The sequence below is a fragment of the Humisphaera borealis genome (genome assembly GCF_015169395.1).
Taxonomy (GTDB): domain Bacteria; phylum Planctomycetota; class Phycisphaerae; order Tepidisphaerales; family Tepidisphaeraceae; genus Humisphaera; species Humisphaera borealis.
This window is the reverse complement of sequence record NZ_CP063458.1, coordinates 2,482,614-2,503,773: the sequence shown is the minus strand read 5'-3', so window position 1 is coordinate 2,503,773 and position 21,160 is coordinate 2,482,614. Positions and strand designations below refer to the sequence as shown.

At 63.9% G+C, this 21,160-nt stretch carries 15 protein-coding genes; 11 read left to right on the top strand and 4 right to left on the bottom strand.

The genetic code is table 11. The features are described from left to right. Window positions 1-5: 5 nt before the first annotated feature. The 7 genes from flgL to IPV69_RS09225 all read left to right on the top strand — a co-directional run bounded on the left by flgL (window position 6) and on the right by IPV69_RS09225 (window position 8,970). Window positions 6-1,943 (top strand): flagellar hook-associated protein FlgL, encoded by a 1,938-nt coding sequence (gene flgL / locus IPV69_RS09255; RefSeq protein WP_206294818.1) that lies wholly within the window; start codon window positions 6-8, stop codon window positions 1,941-1,943. Between the two features lie 324 nt (window positions 1,944-2,267). Then, window positions 2,268-2,717 (top strand): flagellar assembly protein FliW, encoded by a 450-nt coding sequence (gene fliW, locus IPV69_RS09250; RefSeq protein WP_206294817.1) that lies wholly within the window; start codon window positions 2,268-2,270, stop codon window positions 2,715-2,717. Window positions 2,718-2,998: 281 nt separating this feature from the next. Next, window positions 2,999-3,256 (top strand): carbon storage regulator CsrA, encoded by a 258-nt coding sequence (csrA, locus tag IPV69_RS27535; protein ID WP_206294816.1) that lies wholly within the window; start codon window positions 2,999-3,001, stop codon window positions 3,254-3,256. Between the two features lie 33 nt (window positions 3,257-3,289). Further along, window positions 3,290-3,469, top strand: a complete 180-nt coding sequence (locus IPV69_RS09240) for a hypothetical protein (RefSeq protein ID WP_206294815.1) — start codon at window positions 3,290-3,292, stop codon at window positions 3,467-3,469. 1 nt (window position 3,470) lies between these two features. After that, the gene (locus IPV69_RS09235; RefSeq protein WP_206294814.1) at window positions 3,471-4,898 is read left to right on the top strand and encodes a flagellin N-terminal helical domain-containing protein; all 1,428 of its coding nucleotides are present in this window, start codon (window positions 3,471-3,473) and stop codon (window positions 4,896-4,898) included. Window positions 4,899-5,617: 719 nt separating this feature from the next. After that, the gene (locus IPV69_RS09230; protein ID WP_206294813.1) at window positions 5,618-7,057 is read left to right on the top strand and encodes a flagellin N-terminal helical domain-containing protein; all 1,440 of its coding nucleotides are present in this window, start codon (window positions 5,618-5,620) and stop codon (window positions 7,055-7,057) included. Window positions 7,058-7,521: 464 nt separating this feature from the next. Then, entirely contained in the window at window positions 7,522-8,970 is a 1,449-nt protein-coding gene (locus IPV69_RS09225) for a C2 family cysteine protease (protein ID WP_206294812.1), read from the top strand. Window positions 8,971-8,997: 27 nt separating this feature from the next. On the opposite strand, the gene IPV69_RS09220 is transcribed toward IPV69_RS09225, so the two are convergent. Beyond that, the gene (locus IPV69_RS09220) at window positions 8,998-9,807 is read right to left on the bottom strand and encodes a hypothetical protein (protein ID WP_206294811.1); all 810 of its coding nucleotides are present in this window, start codon (window positions 9,805-9,807) and stop codon (window positions 8,998-9,000) included. Between the two features lie 222 nt (window positions 9,808-10,029). Here IPV69_RS09220 and IPV69_RS09215 point away from each other — a divergent pair, with 222 nt between their 5' ends. Both IPV69_RS09215 and IPV69_RS09210 read left to right on the top strand, forming a co-directional pair. Beyond that, the gene (locus IPV69_RS09215) at window positions 10,030-11,865 is read left to right on the top strand and encodes a PQQ-dependent sugar dehydrogenase (protein ID WP_206294810.1); all 1,836 of its coding nucleotides are present in this window, start codon (window positions 10,030-10,032) and stop codon (window positions 11,863-11,865) included. Between the two features lie 143 nt (window positions 11,866-12,008). Next, window positions 12,009-12,512 (top strand): PilZ domain-containing protein, encoded by a 504-nt coding sequence (locus IPV69_RS09210; RefSeq protein WP_206294809.1) that lies wholly within the window; start codon window positions 12,009-12,011, stop codon window positions 12,510-12,512. 21 nt (window positions 12,513-12,533) lie between these two features. Here the strand turns inward: IPV69_RS09210 and IPV69_RS09205 are convergent, their stop codons facing one another. Continuing rightward, the gene (locus tag IPV69_RS09205; RefSeq protein WP_206294808.1) at window positions 12,534-14,207 is read right to left on the bottom strand and encodes a hypothetical protein; all 1,674 of its coding nucleotides are present in this window, start codon (window positions 14,205-14,207) and stop codon (window positions 12,534-12,536) included. Window positions 14,208-15,071: 864 nt separating this feature from the next. Here IPV69_RS09205 and IPV69_RS09200 point away from each other — a divergent pair. After that, window positions 15,072-17,366 carry a right-handed parallel beta-helix repeat-containing protein gene (locus IPV69_RS09200; RefSeq protein ID WP_206294807.1) on the top strand — a complete coding sequence of 765 codons (2,295 nt, stop codon included), beginning with the start codon at window positions 15,072-15,074 and terminating at the stop codon, window positions 17,364-17,366. Between the two features lie 244 nt (window positions 17,367-17,610). Continuing rightward, window positions 17,611-19,155, top strand: a complete 1,545-nt coding sequence (gene crtI / locus IPV69_RS09195; RefSeq protein WP_206294806.1) for a phytoene desaturase family protein — start codon at window positions 17,611-17,613, stop codon at window positions 19,153-19,155. A 12-nt stretch (window positions 19,156-19,167) separates the two neighbouring features. On the opposite strand, the gene IPV69_RS09190 is transcribed toward crtI, so the two are convergent. Both IPV69_RS09190 and IPV69_RS09185 read right to left on the bottom strand, forming a co-directional pair. Further along, complete coding sequence (locus IPV69_RS09190; RefSeq protein WP_206294805.1) at window positions 19,168-20,406, bottom strand: PQQ-binding-like beta-propeller repeat protein; 1,239 nt, start codon at window positions 20,404-20,406, stop codon at window positions 19,168-19,170. A gap of 203 nt (window positions 20,407-20,609) precedes the next feature. Continuing rightward, window positions 20,610-21,140: an adenine phosphoribosyltransferase gene (locus tag IPV69_RS09185; protein WP_206294804.1), complete on the bottom strand. Its 531-nt coding sequence runs from the start codon at window positions 21,138-21,140 to the stop codon at window positions 20,610-20,612. Window positions 21,141-21,160 lie beyond the last annotated feature (20 nt).

Sequence of the window (21,160 nt, the reverse complement as noted above, 5' to 3'; positions counted from 1 at the left end):
AACAAATGTCAGTTCTGCCGCTCAACCTCGCTCGCGTCTCGAACCTGACAAGGAGCAGCCTTGTCACGTCGAGCGTCTCGCGCACGCAGGCTCAGCTTGCGCAGGTTCAGAACGAATTGACGACCGGCAAACGGCTCAATCGGCCGAGCGATGACCCGGGGGATTCGTCCGCGGCAATCCAGCTTCAGAAGGTACTCGAGCAGCGCAAGGCGTACGCCGACAACATCGATGCCGCCAAGGGCCAGCTCTCTGAGGTCGACTCCACGCTGGGCGACCTGAGCGCACTGCTCCAGCAGGCGCAGACGATCGCATCGGCGAACGTGGGATCGGATGTAACGCCCGACGCCCGCAAGTCTGCCGCCGCGGTCGTGCAGAGCATCTACCAACAGGCGGTTTCGCTCGGCAACAAGCAGTTTAACGGCGTCTACCTGTTCGGCGGTGACAAGGCGACCGAGCCCCCGTTCGAAGTTGGCGAGAACGGTGGCGTGAAGTTTGTCGGGTCGGGAACGACGCTCCTCAACCGCGTCGACGAGAACGCAAGCTTGTCGTTCATGGCCAATGGTGCCGAGGTGTTCGGCGCGACCTCGACGCGGATCACCGGCACCGCCGACCTGACCCCCGGCGTGACGGCCGCCACGCGGCTATCCGACCTCCGCGGCGCAGCGAACGAAGGCGTCAAATCTGGATCGATCGTCGTGGGCAACGGGACCATTTCCACAACCGTCGACCTGTCGCACGCCGACACCCTTGGCGATGTCGTGACGGCGATCAACGCAGCGGCGGTGGGCGGAATCACCGCGGCAATCGGCGGCGGCAACCTGGTCCTGACCGGCGGCGGCGGCGACAACATCACCGTCAACGAAGTCAGCGGCGGGTCGATGGCGTCGCAACTCGGCATCCTGACCACCACGGGTAGCGGGGCGGGCGTGCCGGTTACCGGCACCGCCACGCAACCGCTCGTTACCGATCTGACCCCTCTGACCGCCCTCAACGGCGGTGCAGGCATCGACGTGGCAAGTGGTTTGACGATCACCAGCGGCACCAAGACAGTCACAGTCAACTTCACCTCGCCGCCGCTACGCCTGGGCGCGACGGTCGGCGATCTGCTGAACGCGATCAACGATTCGGGGGCCGACGTGACGGCGCGAATCAATGCTGCCGGCACCGGCATCGACATCATCAACCCCAACCAGGGGGCACAGATGACAGTGTCGGAGAACGGCGGCACCACCGCAGCGGACTTGGGCGTGCGCAGCTTGAACGCGACCACCCCACTTTCGGAGCTGAACTTCGGCAAGGGCGTCAAGACCGTCGCCGGCGACGACCTGAGCATTACCCGAAGTGACGGAACGAACTTCACCGTCGATCTCGACGGTGCGGCCACGATCCAGGACGTCATCGACAAGATCAATACCGCCGACACGCTAGGCACGATGACCGCGTCGGTCGCCGCGACCGGCAACGGCATCGTGCTGACCGACACCGCAGGCGGTGTCGGCGCGCCGGGCATTACGGCGTTGAACTTCTCGACCGCGCTCAAAGACCTCGGCCTGGACGTGACGGCGACGGGGACGGTCCTCACAGGCCGTGACGTCAATCCCGTCGCGGCGCAGGGCGTGTTTGCGAACCTGGCCGCTCTTCGTGACGCGCTCGAGAACAACGACGCCGCCGCGATTACCGAAAGCGGCGAGCATTTGCAGACGGACTACGACCGCGTGGTCCGCACCCGGGGCGAAACGGGTGCCCGCGTGCAGGAGTTCGAGTCCCGCAAGGACCGGCTGGACGACCAGAACATTGCCACGCAGGCGCTGCTGTCGGAGCTGCAGGATACGGACTTCACGAGTGCGATCGCGAAGTTCGAGACGCTGCAGACATCGCTTCAGGCTGCGATGCAGGCCGGTGGGCGATCACTGAGCCTGTCGCTGATGGATTTTCTGGGCTAGAGATAAACCGGCACCTGTTAATGGCACGCGACTTGCTGTGTGATAAGCGATGTGCATTGCGACTGCAGCAATCACAGTAGAATCTGAATCAGAGCGCATCATCTGCCCGCGAGGCGCAAGTCCTGCGGCAGATGAGTGAAGTAGACGAAGAATCCCCCGCGGCGGAGTTCGCGGGACCGATCGGCCGGATGCGACGCCATGATGGCGAGCCAACGGTCGGGATCGGGCGGGCGAATCGGACAGCGCCCGCGGTCGACAAGCCGGTACGGCATCCCGGCGTCGGCCCAAAACCCTGGAGTCTGCCCGAAAGAACGGAGTTCACAGATGGAGATCCTCAGTTCGCGATTCGGACGGTTGTCGGTGGACGACGACCGCATCATCAGTTTCCCCAACGGGCTGCTCGGCTTTCCCGAGCATCGCCAGTTCGCCCTGATCCAGACCAGTCAGGAGAACTACTTCTTCTGGCTGCAGTCGGTGGACGATTCGACGCTGGCATTTGTCGTGACCGATCCGAGCATCTTCTTCAAGGACTATGAAGTCCCGATTCGCGAGGAAACGCGCGAGGAGTTGAGCATTTCGGACACGGGGACGATTCAGTCCTTTGTCATCTGCAACAAGGTCGGCGAATGGCTTACGGGCAACCTGCTCGGGCCGATCGTCGTCAACGCCGAGAACCGCCTGGCACAGCAGGTGGTGCTCACCGAAAAGAAGTGGACGACCCGGCAGCCGCTGCTGAAGCTGCACGCCGACGTTCCGCTGGCCAAGTCGGCCTGAGGCGAAGCGCATTCAACCCAAGCAAGAGTTGTTGGCATCTGATGCCGTCGGCAAGACGGACATCAAGGTGACCGACAGTGCACCACCAGCGGTGTTGTTCGGCCATGGAAGGCCGTCGACATCGCCGCGCGACACGGACGTCGCGTGAACCCATGGCGCGGCCGGCTTTTTACGCCGCGACCCGTGCCGACGGGCGGTGCATTTGCCGACGGTACCGCGATCGAGGAACGATCAAGGTCCATGCGGCCGATGCGCCCCCCGCCACGCAGGAAGGAGCCAGCATGCTGGTGCTATCCCGTCAGCGGGATGAGACGATCATGATCGGAGACGACATCGAGGTAACCGTGGTGGACATCCGCGGAGACAAGGTGCGTCTGGGAATCACGGCCCCGCGGGAGATCAGCGTACACCGTAAAGAAGTGTACGACGCGATCCGCCGCGAGAACCGTGCGGCCGCCCAGGTGAAGCCGGAAGACATTCCGGGCATCGCAAGGCTGGGCAAGAAGCCGCCGGAGGAGGGGCCGGATAAGAAGCAATGAGTTCGGAACCGGATTGGAACGTTCGAAGCAAAGTTGAAACAGATGCTGACCCCATCAAAACAACCTGATGCCGACGTCCGCAAGGAAAACAATCCGGAGCTGACGATTCCCACCATCCGTCAACATCTCGCCACCTCGATCGGCCGCAGGATAGCGGCCACCACCCGCCGGGAGGATTTCCCGGCAGCGCCATCTCTAATCATGGAGGATTGACATGGCCCGCATCAATACGAACGTCGCCTCACTCACCGCGCAGCGTGGTCTGCAGCGGTCCCAGAAGCAGTTGGGTTCGACGCTTCAGCGCCTGTCTACGGGCTTACGCATCAACCGCGGGGCGGACGACCCCGCGGGTCTCATCGCAAGTGAAGGCCTTCGCAGCGAGATTTCAGGCATCAACCAAGCCATCGATAACTCGCAGCGCGCAAGCAATGTCATCAGCACGGCCGAAGGCTCCCTCAATGAGGTTGCCTCACTCCTGCTGAACATCAAGAGCCTGGTCGTCCAGGCCGCCAACACCGGCGCACTGTCGCCGGAAGAGATCCAGGCCAATCAGCTGCAGGTGGACTCGGCCGTCCAGAGCATCACCCGCATCGCGAACACCACCACGTTCGCGGGGCTCAAGCTGATCAACGGCAGTCTCGACTACGTCACCAGCGGTGTCAGCGGCTCGGCCGTCACGTCGCTGGAGATCAGCCAGGCCAACTTCGGCACCCGCGCCAGCATCCCGGTGCAGGTGGATGTCATCACCAGCGCCAAGACGGCGGAACTTCAGTTCCGCGGCTCGGCGATTGCCAGCGGTGTCACGCTGGAGATCGGCGGCGTCGAAGGGGTGCAGGTCCTGCAGTTCACTGCCGGCACCAAAACCTCTGCGATCGCCTACGCAGTGAACACCCTGACCGACGCTACCGGCGTCACGGCCGGGTACATCACCGCTTCGGCGGCGACGAGCGGGATCACCTTTAACTCGATTGGGTACGGATCTCGGCAGTTCGTCTCCGTGACTGCACAAAGCGGCGTGTTCGGAACGGTCGATAGCGCGGGCAATAGCAAGGCTCGTGACATCGGGCAGGACGTCGCCGCGACGGTCAACGGCGCGCTCACCGTCGGCGACGGGTTGAACCTCAAGCTCAACACGTCGTCGCTCGAGATGAGCATGACCATCGACGAAACGTTCGGCATCGGCCAGACGTCGTTCGCGATCACCGGCGGCGGTGCGTTGTTCCAGCTGGGTGCGAAGGTGACTTCGAACCAGCAGGTCAACGTCGGCATTCAGTCGGTCGCCGCGAGCAAGCTGGGAAGCAAGACGGTCGGCTTCCTGAACGACGTCGTGACCGGTGGCACGTCGACGCTGGTCGGCGGAAACTCGGCCGATGCGAGCAAGATTCTCGAGACCGCGATCCGACAGGTCGCGGTGCTTCGAGGGCGTCTGGGCGCGTTCGAGAAGAACACGCTCGACACCAATATCAACTCGCTGAACATCGCGATGGAGAACGTCACGGCGAGCGAAAGCTCGATCCGCGACGCTGACTTCGCCGCCGAAACCGCGGCCCTGACACGGTCGCAGATCCTCACCCAGGCCGGCACCAGCGTGTTGGCCACGGCCAACGCGACGCCGCAGCAGGTCCTGTCGCTGCTGCAGTAGAAGCGGCACGACCCAATATCTGAACGACACGGGCGGCTTCCGACGACGGAGGCCGCCCTTTCTCTGTTTCTGGCGGTGCGGTCCGGTAATTGTGCGGGTGCGGAAGCAGGGGGCATTCCGGGGCGGCAAGTAGGTGTTCTTCCGCGTTCGCCCATAACCACGCGTCCATTTGCAAATTGCGGCGCACCTAAAGTACCCCCCAAATCCGGGTCGATGCTGCGGGTGAAGTTAGTGACTGCGCCACGGCGGTTCTGGCGGCGACCCCCTCGGAGAGACGGGCGCCTTCGGGTTGCCGACGTGCCAACGCGTCACCAACCCAGGACTTGTGAGAAAGGAGGCACACTCACCACAAGAGCCGAACCGGCAACCGCCGATCCCGCAAGGGGGACGCAGACCGGACAAGGTTGCCGAGGATCCGTAGCCCTTGATCCTCGGCCGATGCGAGTTCGACCCGCTGCGCTTCTGCCGAAAGATGGCGGAACTGCTGAAGCGACGAAGCGACGAACGACGCGGGGAGCAGGGCAGAAAAGCTCCTCGGGCCTCTCAAGGGAATGAAAAACAAAGCGCGATCGCGGCGTGTTCCGAACACCCAACACCCAACCGGCAGCAAACCGGTCCAAACTCGGAACCATCGCCGTCCGGCGTCATTCTGATGCCACCGCGCAGGCTGCAGCACTTCGCGTCAGCGAGGGACTGCACAGTCATGGAGAGACAGTCCGATGAGCAGAATTAACACCAACGTCACGTCGCTGATCGCTCAGCGCGTGTTGAAGAAGAACAACGACCAGCTTAACTCGAGCCTTGAACGGCTCAGCACCGGTGTCCGCATCAACAGCGGCAAGGACAACCCCGCCGGCCTTATCGCCAGCGAAATCCTTCGCGGTGAAAAGGCGGGCATCTCGACCGCAATCGAGAACGCCGGCCGCGCCAGCAACATCCTTGGTACCGCCGAGGGTGGTCTGACGGAAGTCAGCTCCCTGGTGACCGAACTGCAGGGCCTGGTCAACCAGACCGCCAACAGCTCAGGCCTCAGCGCTGAGGAACGTCAGGCAAACCAGCTCCAGGTCGACTCGATCCTGGGCACCATCAACCGTATCTCCGATAACACCAGCTTCGCCGGCGCCAAGCTGTTGAACGGCAACTACGACTACTCGACCAGCGGCGCGGCCACCAGCGCCTTCGGGTCGATCCAGGTCAACTCCGCCCAGATTCCGGGTGGAGCGACCCAGAGCGTGACGGTCTCCGTCAGCAACAGCGCCACCCAGGGCAAGGTGACCTTCACCGGCTCAGGGCTGACCGCCAGCGGCACCACGCTCGAAGTTGCCGGTGCCAACGGCACCCAGCAGCTCAGCTTTGCCGGCAGCGCCAGCATCACCGACATCGCCACCGCCATCAACGCGATCTCTTCGGTGACCGGAGTAACCGCGTCGGCGGGCGGCACGACACTAACGTTTGCGGCCTCGGAGTATGGCAGCTCCAACTTTGTTTCCGTCCGCTCCGTCGCGGGGCAGGCGTTGACGATCAACGGCGGCACCAACGGCAAAGCCAGCGGCACCGATGCGGCCGTTACCATCAACGGTGCAGCGGCGACCGTCAGCGGCCTGGACGTCACCTACCGCTCGTCGTCGCTGGATGTCGAATTCCAGCTTACGAGCAACGGTTACAATGGTGCGACGACCGCCGGTTTGAACAACGGAAACAGCAAAACCTTCGGTATCACTGGGGGTGGCGCGAAGTTCAGCCTCGGCTCCAAGGTCAACGAGAACGGCAAGGCCAACATCGGCATCAAGTCGGTGTCAAGCTCCAGCCTCGGCAACGGTGTCGTTGGCTTCCTCAGCTCGATCGGCAGCGGCGGGGCGAACAGCCTCAGCTCCGTCGACCTTTCGGGTGCACAGAAGATCATCGATGCCGCGGCGAAGCAGGTCAGCAGCCTTCGCGGCCGGCTGGGCGCCTTCCAGCGGTTCACGATCGGTTCGACGGTGAACTCGCTCGGCGTCGCGTTCGAAAACGCGTCGGCCGCAGAAAGCGCCATCCGCGACACCGACTTCGCGTCCGAAACTGCGTCGCTCACGCGGTCGCAGATTCTGTCGCAGTCGGCGACTCAGATTCTCGCACAGGCGAACTCGGCCCCTCAGGCCGCCCTCAGCCTGTTGCGGTAATCGCCGGAAACGGCCTCGGCGTATTGATCGCAGGCAGAGGGCGACCCCTATGGAGCGCCTCAGCCGGCAATCGCCACGGCCACGCCGACAGCCCTTCGGATCGTAACTCCGACGGGTGGTTCGAGCGGCCATATCTACGGCTCGTTCGTGACTAGTACGCCACACGCCCGGTCTCCGGGTTGTAGGGCGGCGGTCGCGGGCGGGAGCGTCGAATGGTTCCGGCCCGCGCGACGACGCGAACGCGCTCCGCTTCTTTCTCACAGGTCCACGGACACCCCCGGCAATCTTGCCGGGGGTGTTTGCATTTCGCACACCCTGGAATCCCGTCGAAACAGGCGGTTATCGGCTCCTCTCCGTGATTGACCAACCCACGTTTCTATTCGATGTCACAGCAGGATCCCGCCTTGCGCCACTCGTACCCGGCCATGGCTCGTTCCCTCGTGCGACGTCGCTGGAGAAGTCTGATGGATCGGTCGAATCGCCATGGTGCTGCCTCTGTTGAGACGCTCGAGCGTCGAATGCTCCTCGCGGCCCAGCCGTTTGCGATTACCGAGGCGTCCATCAGCGGCGGCATCGAGCTGCGGGTCATCGGCACCGACGCCGGCGACCGCCTCGACGTCAGCCAGTCCGGGCTCGTGCTGACCCTCACCAACGGCTCCTGGTCCAAAACCTACAGCAAGAGCTTCAAAAGTCTCTACATCGACGGTGGCAACGGCAACGACCTGATCACGCTCGATCCGAGCGTCATGATCGACGCCATCATCAAGGGTGCTGCCGGCAACGATTCTCTCAGCGGCGGCTCCGGCCACGACCGGATCTACGGCGGCACCGGCACCAACATGCTCTACGGTGCCAATGGCGACGACATCCTCGTCTCCGTCGGCGGTGCCAACAACGACCGGCTCATCGGGGGCCTCGACAACGACAGCTACTGGCTCGATACCGACGCCGCCGAGGTCATCACCGACGTCAGCCCCGCCGAGACCGCCGGCGGTGCGGTCCACCGCATCTCCGAGTTCTCCAACAGCAAGGCAACCGAGACCACACTCAAAAAGGTCAAGACGGTCAAGCAGATCGCCAACAAGGCCGGCAAACTCAAGAACAAGACCGTCGTCGAGATGGTGCAGACCACCAAGGTGATCCCGGCGACCAAGGAACTGCTCGGACAGCAGTTAGTCGACCCCACCTTCACCCGCGCCGCCACCGGCTACACCAACTTCGCCGACCACATGCTGTTCCCCGACGGCGGCCCGAAGTTGACCGACATTCAGCAGGGCCAGATCGGCAGCTGCTACTTCCTTTCGGTCCTGTCCTCCATCGCCAAGACCAATCCCGGCTGGCTCAAGCAGACCATCGTCGATCTTGGCGACGGCACCTATTGCGTGCAGTTCACCAAGGGGACAACCAAGGCCTACGTCCGCGTGGACGCCGACCTGCCGACCGCCACCGGCGGCGGACTGGCGTATGTCAATTTCGGCGCTCAGGGCTCGCTCTGGGTCGCACTGATCGAAAAAGCCTGGGCCTCCTTCCGAACTAACGCCGCCAGCTACGCGTCCATCGACGGCGGCTGGATGGACGAGTCCTATCGCGCCCTGGGCATGGGCGCGACGAACGTGATGAGCGGCACCGCCGCACAGATCCTGGCCGGCATGGCGGCGGCCCTGGACGCCGGCAAATCGGTCACGTTCGCCGTCGCCACGCCACCCTCCGGTAGCAACCTGGTTGGCATGCACGCCTACACCGTGGACCGGGTGAACCTCGGCTCCGACGGCAAGCCCGTCAGCGTTCGCCTGCGAAACCCGTGGGGCGTTGACGCCTACACCTGCACCGACGGCCTGAACGACGGTTACGTCACAATCTCCGCCGACCAGACCGCCAAAGCCCTGCTCGGCTACGCGATCGGTACCTACTGATCTGCGTTGCGGGTGCGTCGCCAAACTTCACGGCAACTGAAGGTCCTTGAACTCGAACGGAACGTCGATCAGTTGCTGACCGATGACCATGTTGATCCGGACCGACATGCTCGCGTCCAGCGGCTTTTCCAGCGATACGCTGTACTTGGTCGTCCCGCTGAAACCAAAGCTGCTGTAGCCATTGCTGACCACCTTTCCCGCCGCGTCGACGACCTCGATGCTCTTGATCGGTGATTTGTCGCCGGTGATCTCCAGCGCCAGTTCCCTGTCGCTCTTGGGCTTGGCCGGCTCGACCTTGACGCCGATCTTCGCGGCCGCCAGCGCCGGGTCCTCGATCGACTTGCCCGCCAGCGACTTAACGTCCTTCACGACCACCTGCTTCTTTTCCCCGCCGGCACGGATCTGCAGCGATCCCTTGACCGACTTGAGCGTGGTCGCCTTTCGGGCGGCGGTCGCAAGATTGGTTCGGATCTCAACATCCGTCGTCGGCGGCTTTTTCGGCGACGAACCGAAGGTATCCCGCTGAACCTGCTGAAAGCCGCTGAACGGCTTATCTTTGGGGAGCAGCGACGCGCCGGTGTCATCCGTCGCTTCGGTGATCGTCGGCATCTTGTATTCCGTCGCGTCCTGCATCTCAGGGCCCGACAACTTCAGCGTGATCTCGAGCTCGCTGCGGTCGAAGAATCGCGACTCGTTGGCGTCCGCCTTGGTCAGCGCGACCACCCGCGTCTCGCGAACGCGCGTCGGCGTCACCGTCACGGCCGACCAGGCCGGACCGGTGGAACCAGCCAGCACGAGGCCGAAGAACAATCGAAACCGGTGTGTATTACGCAGCATGCGATCCTTCACTTTCTGAAACGATTTGCCTTAGCTCACGAGACTACTGCCCATTGGTATTTGGGATCGTAACCGACCGATTCTCGGTTTTTGATGACCGCCGCCGCCGACAGATGCTTACATCCTCAGGGCACCGATCGGCGTACAATGCCGGCGATGCGTCGCGCTTGCCGTCCTGTCATCGGCGAGCGGTATCCCGAGTCGCCCCAGCCCGGAGGCCGGATGTCTCATTTTGCTACGGGAGCCCAAACAGGCCACAAGGTCGTTGAGAGCCTGGAACCCAGACGTCTCTTTGCTGCCGCCGCCGGCTTTGCCGACACCCTTTTTGCCACCGGCTTAAGCCAGCCGACGGCGTTTGCGTTCGCGCCCGACGGTCGGCTGTTCGTCGCCCAGCAGGGGGGTGCTCTGCGGGTCATCAAAGATGGCGCAACCCTTGCCGATCCTGCCCTTCTGCTCGACGTCGACAGCCAGGGCGAACGCGGGCTCATTGGGGTGGCGCTCGATCCTTCCTTTTCCCAGAACGGCCTGATCTACCTTCACTACACCACCGAAACCCCGACCGTTCACAATCGGGTGAGCCGGTTTACCGTCGCCGGCGACACGGTCGAACCAGCTTCCGAGCAAGTGCTGATCGATCTGCCCACCCTGAGTGGTGCGACCAACCACAACGGTGGCGCAATCCACTTCGGGACCGACGGCAAACTCTACATTGGCGTCGGCGACAATGCCGACCCGGCCAACGCGCAGCCGCTCGACAGCCTGCTCGGCAAGATCCTCCGCCTGAATGCCGACGGCTCGATCCCCGACGACAACCCGTTCCGAGCCCTTCAGGGCGCGCAGGAGGCGATCTGGGCCCGCGGCCTTCGCAACCCGTACACGTTCGCCGTCCGCTCCGACGGCCGGATCCACATCAACGACGTCGGGCAGAGTTCCTTCGAAGAGATCAACCTTGGCGTCGCCGGCGGCAACTACGGCTGGCCGATCACCGAGGGCAAACGCGGAGCCGGTCAGGACGTACCGGACGGCTACGTCGATCCGCTGTTCGCCTACGACCGCAGCGGCGGGCCGGTCTCAGGACCATCGATCGCCGGCGGCGCGTTCTATGAACCTCCGATCACGGCGACGGTATCCTTCCCGGCATCGATGACCGGCGACTACCTTTTCGCCGACTGGGGCTCCGGCTTCGTCAAGTCGTTTGACATCGCTACGCGAAAGGTGTCGCCGGTCGCCTCCGGACTGAGCGGCCCGCTCGACATCGCCGTCGGCCCGGACGGTGCCGCGTACGTGCTCGAATACCACGCCGGCCAGGTCACACGCATTGCCGCGTCGCCACCCGACCTGGCGATCGCCCTGACCCAGGGACCTTCGTCCACCAGTCCAATCCAGCTCGACCGCGACGTCGTGAAAGTCCGTGTCGAGAATGCCGGTACCGTCGCGGTCAACGAACGCCTGACCGTCCGGCTGCGCCTGACGGATCCTTCGGGCATCGAACCTCCGTCAGACGTTCTTGCCCAAACCACGCGCCGCTTCGCGCTGAAGCCGGGTGGCGGTGTCAATCTCAACCTTCGATACGCCTACCCGCTGGCGGTGGCCGGCGAGCGGACGGTCGAGATCGAACTGCTTGGTGTCACCGGCGACGCTGCCGATGCCAATACCGTCAACAATCTCGCCACTGCCGGCCCGTTGCAGATCGCGGCCGCAACCGTCGATCTCTCGCCGGCCTTCCGGCAACAGTCCGTCACGGCGGCCGCGGGTGCCCGGCTGCCCGCGCTGACGCTCGACCTGCGAAACCTCGGCACCGTCGCGTTTTCCGGCAGGGCCGAGGTCGCGTTTTCCATCACGCCACAAGGCGGCGGCGAGGCGACGCCGATCAAGACGGTGGCGACTCGAAAGGTCATACCCGGCCAGTCCGATAAGCCTTTGCGCGTCCGGCTCCAACTGCCCGCCGGGCTTGCCTCGGGCGTCTACGAGTTGTCGGCAAAGGTGACTGCCGCCGAACCCGGCATCGGCGAAGACCTTTCGAACGACTCGGCGGGCATCCCGGTGACGATCAACTGAAAGGATGATCGCAAGAAACAACTGGTGACCGTACCGGGGCAGCGCACAAACGCGATGCAGGTCGATCAAGCCCCCTCCCCGCGCCGTCGATATTTCTGGTGCCAGCCGGATCAATCACGACAGCCGGCCAAGAGAAGGGGCTCATGAATCTCTCCGCCGAAACGTTCCTTCAGATCATTAAGTCGCTTCGGTCGGACGACGCCGGCACTGCCCGCGAGCAGCGGAAGAAGCCGCGTGTCGGCGTACGGGGCCGCTCTTCGATCATGCTGCCAGCCAAGTCTGGCACGCGCATCCACCCGGTCAGCGTGCGGGACATCTCGGCCAACGGCATTGGCCTGCTGATGACCGAGCCGCTGGTCGGCATCGGGGAAGAATTCGTGCTTATGCTTCCGTCGGCAGGCCAGCAGTCCAAGCGGCAGATGCTGTGTGCCGTCACCCGCTTCAACAAGCTGTCGGCCAATCTCTACTCCGTCGGCGCGAGCTACAAGCACGAAGTCGCCGAGAACGGCAAGCCGCTGACCGAAACCACCAAGGCCGCGGCGCCCCGCCCCGGCAGTGCTGAACAGATTTCCAAAGAGCTGCTGGCCGACGCCGACCTTGCCCTGGTCAATGACCTGGAAGACCGGCTCAAGCGTATGTCCGCGTAAATAATGGGTGGCCGGGAACACTCACCGCGCCCAGCTCTTCCCGTCCTTTTTCGTCCCGCAGATCGACACCTTCATGCCCATCGCCTCGGCCATCGCGGCCTTGGCGAGCATCGCCGCGTCGGCTTCTTCGGCGCTGTGCGCGTAGGCCACCTGGATGTGGTTGGCCTTGTGTCTTGCCATCATCTGGTCGCGGGTCACGCCGTACGTCACCGCGTGCATGATCGGCCACTGTGGCGTGGTCGCGTTCCAGCGGCGCTGCGTCTCGTCCGCCGGCAGTTCCACCACGCCGGCCCGGCCCAGGTCCATCTTCAGTTCGCCGTCGTCCACGAACACCCGGCTCCAGACGATCTCTCCCGGCCTGCTGATTCCCTTCAGCGTGCCGCCGCCCAGGCGGAAGTACATCGCCGGCTGCCGCTCGCTGCTCGCGCCGCTCCAACCGCCGACGAAATGCGCCGGCGGCGCGCTCCCGCTGATCAGGAACACCCAGACGTAGTCGTCCACCGTGCCGCTGTGATCGGCGTCGCCCCAGCGCAGGTCGTGCAGCGTGTTCTCCACCGGCTGCTCCAACGCCTTATGGATGCGATAGGTCATCAGCCCGTCGAGCCCGGCGCACTCGTCCACCTCGTTAAAGTGCGGCAGCGGCTCGCCAGCGTACAGCACACGCGACCCGTCGCGGCTCGTCACCGGCGGGCGGTCGGTGTTGTTGAGCGTGCCTTCCACCAGGTCGCTGGCCGGCAGTAGGTCCTTGAGCCCCTGCTGGTACTGAATGCCGATCGTCGCGCAGCCGAAGTCGTCCGCAATCCGCACCGCGGCGATGTACATCTTGCACTGCTGCAGGATCTGCCGGTCGGTCAGATCCGTCGCGTCGTCCGGGCCGGTGTCGAAAGTCATTCCACGCTCACCCATCCACCAGCGGACGGCGTTCGCCTCGTCGTCGGTGACCTGTGTCGTTTCGTAATACAGCGCCGACTGGCTCAGTCGTTCCTTGTAGACGCCGGTCGGGTGCAGCAGCTCGTCGGGGATGATCGCGTTGTACATGCCCATGCACCCCTCGTCGAAAACGCCCATTATCGCCTTGTCCCGGCGAAGCGCCTTCGCGAGCGAATGCCCGAGCTTCCTGAGCTTTGCCGGCACCTTGACGTCCGCCAGTGCGACGACGTGATCGGTCTTGTGCTTGGCGTGTCCCTTCTTCAGCCAGCGGGAGAGGTACGACTTAAAGTAGTCGTCGCTGAAATCCTCGCTCCAGATCGTGCCGTACTTCACGCCGGCCTTGGTGAGCGAGCCGTTGAGGTTCAACATCCCCACGAGCCCCGGCCAGGTCCCTGACCAGTTGGCGACCGTCAGGATCGGGCCCTTGTGTGTGATCAGCCCGTGCAGCAGGTGGTGCGAATACTGCCAGACGGCCTCGGCGACGATCAGCGGGGCATCGGGATCGACCCCGGTGCGAAAGACCTCCATGCCTTCCTTCTGCGACCCGATGAAACCGTGCTCCTGGTCGCTCTTGTAAGGATGGGCACGTACCAGTTCGTACCCGGCCTCGGCGACGGCGGCCGTCAGTGCCGCTTCCATCTGCGCCTGCGCGTCCCAGCACTTCTGGTTGGCCGACAGCCTCAGATCGCCGTTGGCGATCAGCTGAACCTGCTTCTTCTTGAGCTTGGGTGGGCGGGAGGCTTGTTCTGGGGCTGCGTCCGGCATCTGGCTGATCTCCTTCAGATGGTTGAGTGGCGGCAAATCATACCCGACCGCTCGCGCTCCGCTACGCGTCGCGGCTCACCGGTTCGCGACCCTTGCCCGGTGACCAGTTCGCCGAACGAACCCAAGGCGATACTGCCGAACGAACCCAAGGCAACGCCGCCAAACGAACCCAAGGCAACGCCGCCGAACGAACCCGAGATTGTCCACAGACCCGAGGCTCCGCGGGTACGCTGCGCCGTCGGCTTGTTAGCCGAACGAACCCGAGAGGTCTTCCCTGGGAACGCCGAGCTCCAGCTCGGCTCCTCATGTACGAAACCGAGCCAGAACTCGAGCCTCCCGGAAGGCGCCAGCACCTGTCCAACACTGTTACGCTGCCGAACGAACCCAAGTGATCGATCACAGCCCGTCGATGACGCTGCCGATGTTCCGCTGGCGCGATCCTCCCGACCGCGCGCAAAGAGACAGTTCGACGCCGTGCCAACGGCGTCGCAAGTCCGCGAGATTGTTCTATATATGTTAGGTGCATGCGCGGAGATTGCAACGGAATTCCGGTCACCCCGGTTAGCCGCGACGCGAAGCGGAGCGCGTTCCCAAGTCCGAAGTTCATCACTCCGCATCCGTTCGCTGGTTCCCCAGTCCGTCTCCCCCGCACATCTTCACACCCCCGTCCGATAGCCGCGCCGTTTTCAGTGCAGATACCCGCCGGATTATCTGAAGTCCCTCAACCCCCATCCGCCCACTGTCGATTTTGACTGTGATCCATGTGTTCCGGGCGTCGCCAGAAAACGCCGGGCGGCACATGGGATCAGGTCCGCGGGTTTGTGAACCCGCGGGCCGGATCGGACGTGGCAACGGGAGACGGCTGTGGCGAACTCCAACTCAAACGTGCGTGGTTTGTCGGCGGTCGCGGGCGCGTTCTGCGAGCGGCCGGCCTTTGTGGCCGGGCGGCGCGGCACCTCCTTCTCGGCGATGCCGATCCTGGCCGACGGGCTCGTCGGCGACGCCATCATCGGCCGGCGCCATACGCCCGACGCCTGCTCGGTGCTCGAGCCGCTCGAAGCCCGCGAGCTCATGAGCGTCTCCCTCGACGCCGCCGGGTTTACCGTCGTCACCCCCTCCGCCGACTCGCGCATCATCTACGTTTCCAGTTCCGGCGGCTCCGACAGCAATTCCGGCCTCTCGCCCAACAGCCCGGTGAAATCGATCGCCAGGGGTGTCTCGCTCGTCCGTACCGATTCGGCCGACCAACTGCTGCTCAAACGCGGTGATAGCTGGAAGGAAACCTTCGGCCGGTGGACCAAGAGCGGCCGCAGCGCCGATGCGCCGATCCTGATCAGCGCCTACGGCGTGGGCGATCGGCCGCTGATCAAGACCGGCACCAGCGACGGCTTTGGCATCGGCTCGGCGAGCGTGAAGACTGTGAACCACCTGTCGATCATCGGCCTGCACTTCTGGGCCGACGGCCGCGACCCGGCGACACCCGGGTTCAACAAGTACGCCGTGCCGTACGGTATCAACTGCATCGCCGGGGGAACGGGGCTGCTGATCGAAGACGTGAAGGTCGAGAAGTACATGACCAACGTCGCATTGGTGTCGTACCTGGGCACGATGCAGGACGTCACCATTCGCCGATCGATCATCACTGATGCGTTCGACGTCGGGGCAAGCAGCCTGCACGCGCAGGGCCTGTTCGCCGACGGCGTTCGGGGGATCACGCTCGAACAGAACACGTTCGATCACAACGGCTGGCTCGATTCGCTCGCCGGCGCGCAGGCGACGATCTTCAACCACAACGTCTATATCACCGGCAACTCGACGGGGCTGGTCGCGACGGGGAACATCTTCTCCAACGCCTCCAGCCACGGGCTGCAGGCCCGGTCGGGCGGCGTGATCAGCGGGAACCTGTTCCTGAACAACCCGATCAGCATGTCGTACGGGCTGGTCAACGGCGGCGGCGTGAACACCATCGGCGGGGCGTTCGGACAAGTGACGGACAACGTCTTCCTCGGCGGGCGCGACATCAGCGGGCAGAACCGCGGTATCGGCATCCAGGTGGGCAACATCAAGCCGGGCGCGGGGACGACCTTTGCCCGCAACATCTTCGCGAACTATGCCGAAGGCGGCCTGCCGGCGATTACGCTGGAGTTCGGCGTCGGCACGCACCAGGACGACGGCGTGGGCCTCAACGACCTGACGCTGAAGGACAACGTGGTCTACAAGTGGGCCCGGGGCGTCAGCGTCAGCACGGAGATGTCGCCATCGGCGGTCAGCTACAAGAAGATCCGGAACGTCATCCTGCAGGGGAACCGGTTCTCGGAGATCACCAAGCAGGTGCTGCTGGACGGGACGCATCTCACCGCCGACACGACCAGTTCGACCGAGACCGATGCGTCGCGGTTTGCCGCCCCGGACCGCACGCTTTCGACGTACAACAAGTCGCTCGGCGGATACACGGCCGAGTGGCAGTTCATGGTGCAGGTGCGGGAGCGCGACGCGGGAAACTGGGATTGGCGTTACGCGGCGGTGTCGCCAGTGGATTACGTGCGCGGCGGGTTCGGGCTGCCGGCGCTGGGCAGCAACACGAACATCCCGCCGACGGTTCCGCCGGTGAATGTTCCGCCGAGCGTCCCCCCGACAGTGCCGCCAGTTGTCCCGCCGGTTGTTCCCCCGACGGTGCCTCCGGTGGTCCCGCCGGTCGTGCCTCCGGTTGTTCCTCCCGTGGTCCCACCGGTTGTCCCGCCAGCGGTGCCGCCGACAGTTCCCCCGACCGTTGGCGACGTGGACTGGGTCAGCAAGGCCGACGCGGCGGTGTACGTGAAGTCGATCAAGCTGTGCGACAAGGGGGGCGACCAGACACTGGTCGTCAAGTTCAGCCGCGACGTTGGCGAGTCGCTCGACGCGGCCGACCTGACGCTGACGACCGTGGGCGGACAGGTGATCGATACCAGCGACATGACGCTGGAGTGGAACGCCCGCAAGCGGACGGCGGTCTGGACGATCGCCGACGACGAATCGAGCCGGCTGGCCCGCGGCATGTACACGGTCGGACTGAATGCCTGGGGCATTCTCGACGATCAGGGCCGACAGCTCGACGGGGACCGCGACCGCATCGGCGGCGACGACTTCGCCAAGCTCCTGAAGGTGAAACGCGCCGCGTAGGGCAGGAAAGGGCAAGCGCTGACGGCGCTGCCCACCCAATAGACGTTGGTGCGGCCGGGAACGGATGGGTGTCCGTTCCCGGCCGTTTTCGTTTCACGAAGAACTGAAAAGACGAATCGGCGAACTCAGCCTACCGTATGGAACACCGAGCATGTGAACGCCCGTGTAGCCGGTGGGCTCGCCCGCCGCCGTGCGAGTCCTTTTTAAACGCTTCGAACCTTTCCCGTCCTCCCACGTTTCCCCCATGAATCCCAAAGCAATTGTCATCGGTGCAGGTTTCGGCGGGCTCGCCGCCGCGGCCCGGCTCCGCGCCCGCGGTTACGACGTCACTGTCTTCGACAAACAGAATCAGCCCGGCGGCAGGGCGGCGGTGTTCGAACGCGACGGCTTCATCTTCGACGCCGGGCCCACTGTCGTCACGGCACACTTCCTGTTCGACGAGCTGTTCGCGCTCTTCGGCAAGAAGCGCGAGGACTACATCGAGTTCCGCGAGGTGTACCCCTGGTACCGCATTGGCTTCGCAGACGGCACCTACTTCAACTACGGCGGCACCCTCGAACAGACGCTCGACGAAATCCGCAAGATCGAACCGGACGACTGCGACGGCTACCTGCGGCTGCTGGAACACACCCAGCGCATCTTCGACGTCGGCTTCACCCAGCTCGGCGATAAGCCCTTCGGTACCGTCGGGTCGATGGTCAAAGTCGCCCCGCAGATGATCAAGCTCGGCGCGTGGCGCACCGTCTGGCAGATGGCGTGCAAGTACATGAAGAACGACAAGCTTCGGCGGGTCTTCTCATTCCAGCCGCTGTTGGTCGGTGGCAACCCGTTCAATACGACGAGCATCTACTCGCTGATTCAGTACCTGGAACGCGAATGGAAAGTGCACTTTGCGATGGGCGGAACAGGGGCGATCGTGCGGGGGATCGTGAAGCTGTTGGAGGAAGAGGGGGTGAAGTTTCGGCTCGGAGAGGAGGTGGAGCAGATCCTGGTCGAGCACGCGTCCACTACGACGCTGCACCAGTCCTTTCCAGACAATTCGAGCAAGTGGACGGACACCAAGCACCCCATGCGAGTGACGGGTGTCCTCCTCGCCTCGGGTGAAACGCACTCCGCCGATACCCTAGTCTGCAATGCCGACGCGCCCGCCGTCTACAAGCACCTCATCGCGTCCGAGTTCCGCCCCAAGTGGACCGACAAGAAGATCGAGAAGCTCAAATACTCGATGGGCCTGTTCGTCCTCTACTTCGGCACGAAGACACAGTACCCGGACGTCGCCCACCACACGATTCTGCTCGGCGATCGGTACAAGGAGCACCTGGCCGAGATGTTTGACCTGAAGAAGCTCGCGCTCGACGATTTCAGCACCTACCTGCACCGCCCGACGGCGACCGATCCGAGCATGGCGCCGCCGGGGTGCGACTGTTTCTACGTGCTATGCCCCGTGCCGAACCTGCAGGGGGATGTTGATTGGAAGACGATGGGGCCGAAGTATCGCGACTTGATCATCGACGACCTGGAGAAGCGGCACCTGCCGAACCTGCGGGCCAACCTGGCGGTCGATTTCTACGTCACGCCGGAACACTTCCGCGACAACCTCAACACGCTCCACGGGACGGGTTTCAGCATCCAGCCGACGTTCAGCCAGTCGGCGTATTTCCGGTTCCACAACAAGAGTGACGACATCGCGAATCTGTTTTTCGTCGGCGCAGGAACCCACCCGGGTGCCGGCATGCCCGGCGTGCTGTGCAGCGCGAAGGTGCTCGAATACGTGCTTCCGCAGGCGTGAGATTCAAGCGGATCACTTACGCGACATGTCCACGCAGATCAGCTTCGAGAGGGTTCGGAGGTACATCTTCCCGTCCGACACGGCCGGCGTGGCGTGGCTGGGTTCGCCGAGGTTGATCTTGGCGACCTCCTCGAACTTCTCGCCGGCCCGGACACCGATCAGGTCGCCCTTGCGGCTCATGCACCAGAGCACGTCGCCGACGAGCACCGGTGAGCCGTAGTACAGGCCGCCAACCTTGTCGCTCCAGACTTCTTCACCCGTTGCGAGTTTCAGGCAGGAGACCTGTCCGGCGTCGCCCCAGAGATAGACGCGGTCGCCTTTGACCAGCGGCGTGGGCACGTAGGGTGCGATGCGCTCGACCTTGTAGACGAGCGCCGGCTCTTCGCCGGGATTGCCCGGGCGGACGGCGACCAGCAGGCGATGGGCGGCCCCTTCGCCGCAGGCACCGAGGATCAGGTCGTCGGTGACGACCGGCGAACCGACGGTGCGGGCGTCGAATACCTTGGGCGATTCCCACAGGATCTGCCCGGATTTCGGGTCGATGCTGCTCAGCCCGGCGGCCTTGCAGGTGAAGATGACCTGCTGCGGGCCGTCCTTGGGCTTGTACACCACCGGCGTCGACATGGACGTCTTGTCGCCGCTTTTGCGGTCGATCTTCCACTGCATCGCGCCGGATTTGTGCTCGAACGCCATCAGGCTGCTTTTGGGGCCTTCCTGGTCGTTGGCGATAATGACCGTGCCGTCCAGCAGAATCGGAGAGGTTCCCGATCCCTGAATGCTCTTGTAGGGGCCGAGGTCCTGGCTCCAGAGTTCCTTGCCTTCGTGGTCGAGCGCGAACAGCTCGTACTTTTCCGGCCGGCTCCAGGCGATGTACACGCCCAGGCCGTCCACCGCCGGCGTGGCCGACGAGAAGCTGTTGTCGGCGTGCTGCTTGTACTTGCTGAAGTCGTATTCCTTCTTCCAGATCGTCTTGCCGTCCTTGGCGCTCAGGCACAGGACGTATCGTTTGCCTTCGTCGGCATCGGCAGACGTGGTGTAGATGCGATCCTTCCAGATGACGGGAGACGCATGGCTCTTGCCCGGCAGCTCGGCCGTCCAGACGAAGTTCCCCTCGGAGATCTTGTCGGCAAACTTCCCCTCGACGACGCCGTCGCCGTTGGGGCCGCGAAAGCGCGTCCAATCGGCGGTCGAAGCGGACGACAGCAGCGGGATCGAGAGTAGGGCGGCGGCGAGTGCTTGGCGGCGATTCATGATGGGTCCCGTAGGGCGGGCGTTGCCCGCCGAAATGAGCTTCGAAACAGGAGAACCGAGCACCTGCAGTATTGCAGTCATCGCACAAACGTTGCCGAATCCGAACCCTGTCGCCGAGTAGCGGGTGGACGGCAGGACCCCTTTGCAGCGTCAGACGGCGCAAAAAGAGGGGACCTCCGGTCCACCCGCTAATCGGTCACCGGTTACTCGTACGTCAGCACGGAATGCACATCCGGAACGTCGAGTTTGTCGCGGCCGTTGAGGCCGAGCAGCTCGATCAGCACGGCGACGCCGACGACTTCGCCGCCCAGACTTTTCACCAGGTCGATGCACGCGGTCATCGTGCCGCCGGTGGCGAGCAGGTCGTCAACGATCAGCACGCGCTGGCCTTCGATGACGCCGTCGGCGTGCATCTCGAGCGTGTCAGTGCCGTATTCCAAGTCGTAGGTCTTGGCGATCTTTTTGTACGGCAGTTTGCCCGGCTTGCGCACCAGCCCGAAACCCGCCGACAGGCAGCACGCGACGGCGGTGCCGAAGATGAAGCCCCGGCTTTCGGCACCGACGACAAGATCGATGTATTTGCCGCGGTACGGATTGGCCAGCAGCTCGACCGCCAGTGCCAGCCCGGACGGATCGGCCAGCAGCGGCGTGATGTCCCGGAACTGGATACCGGGCTTGGGGAAATCCGGAATGTCGCGAATCAGCCGGCGAAGACGGTCGAGGGCATCTGTCATGGGTGGGGAGTGTACAAAGA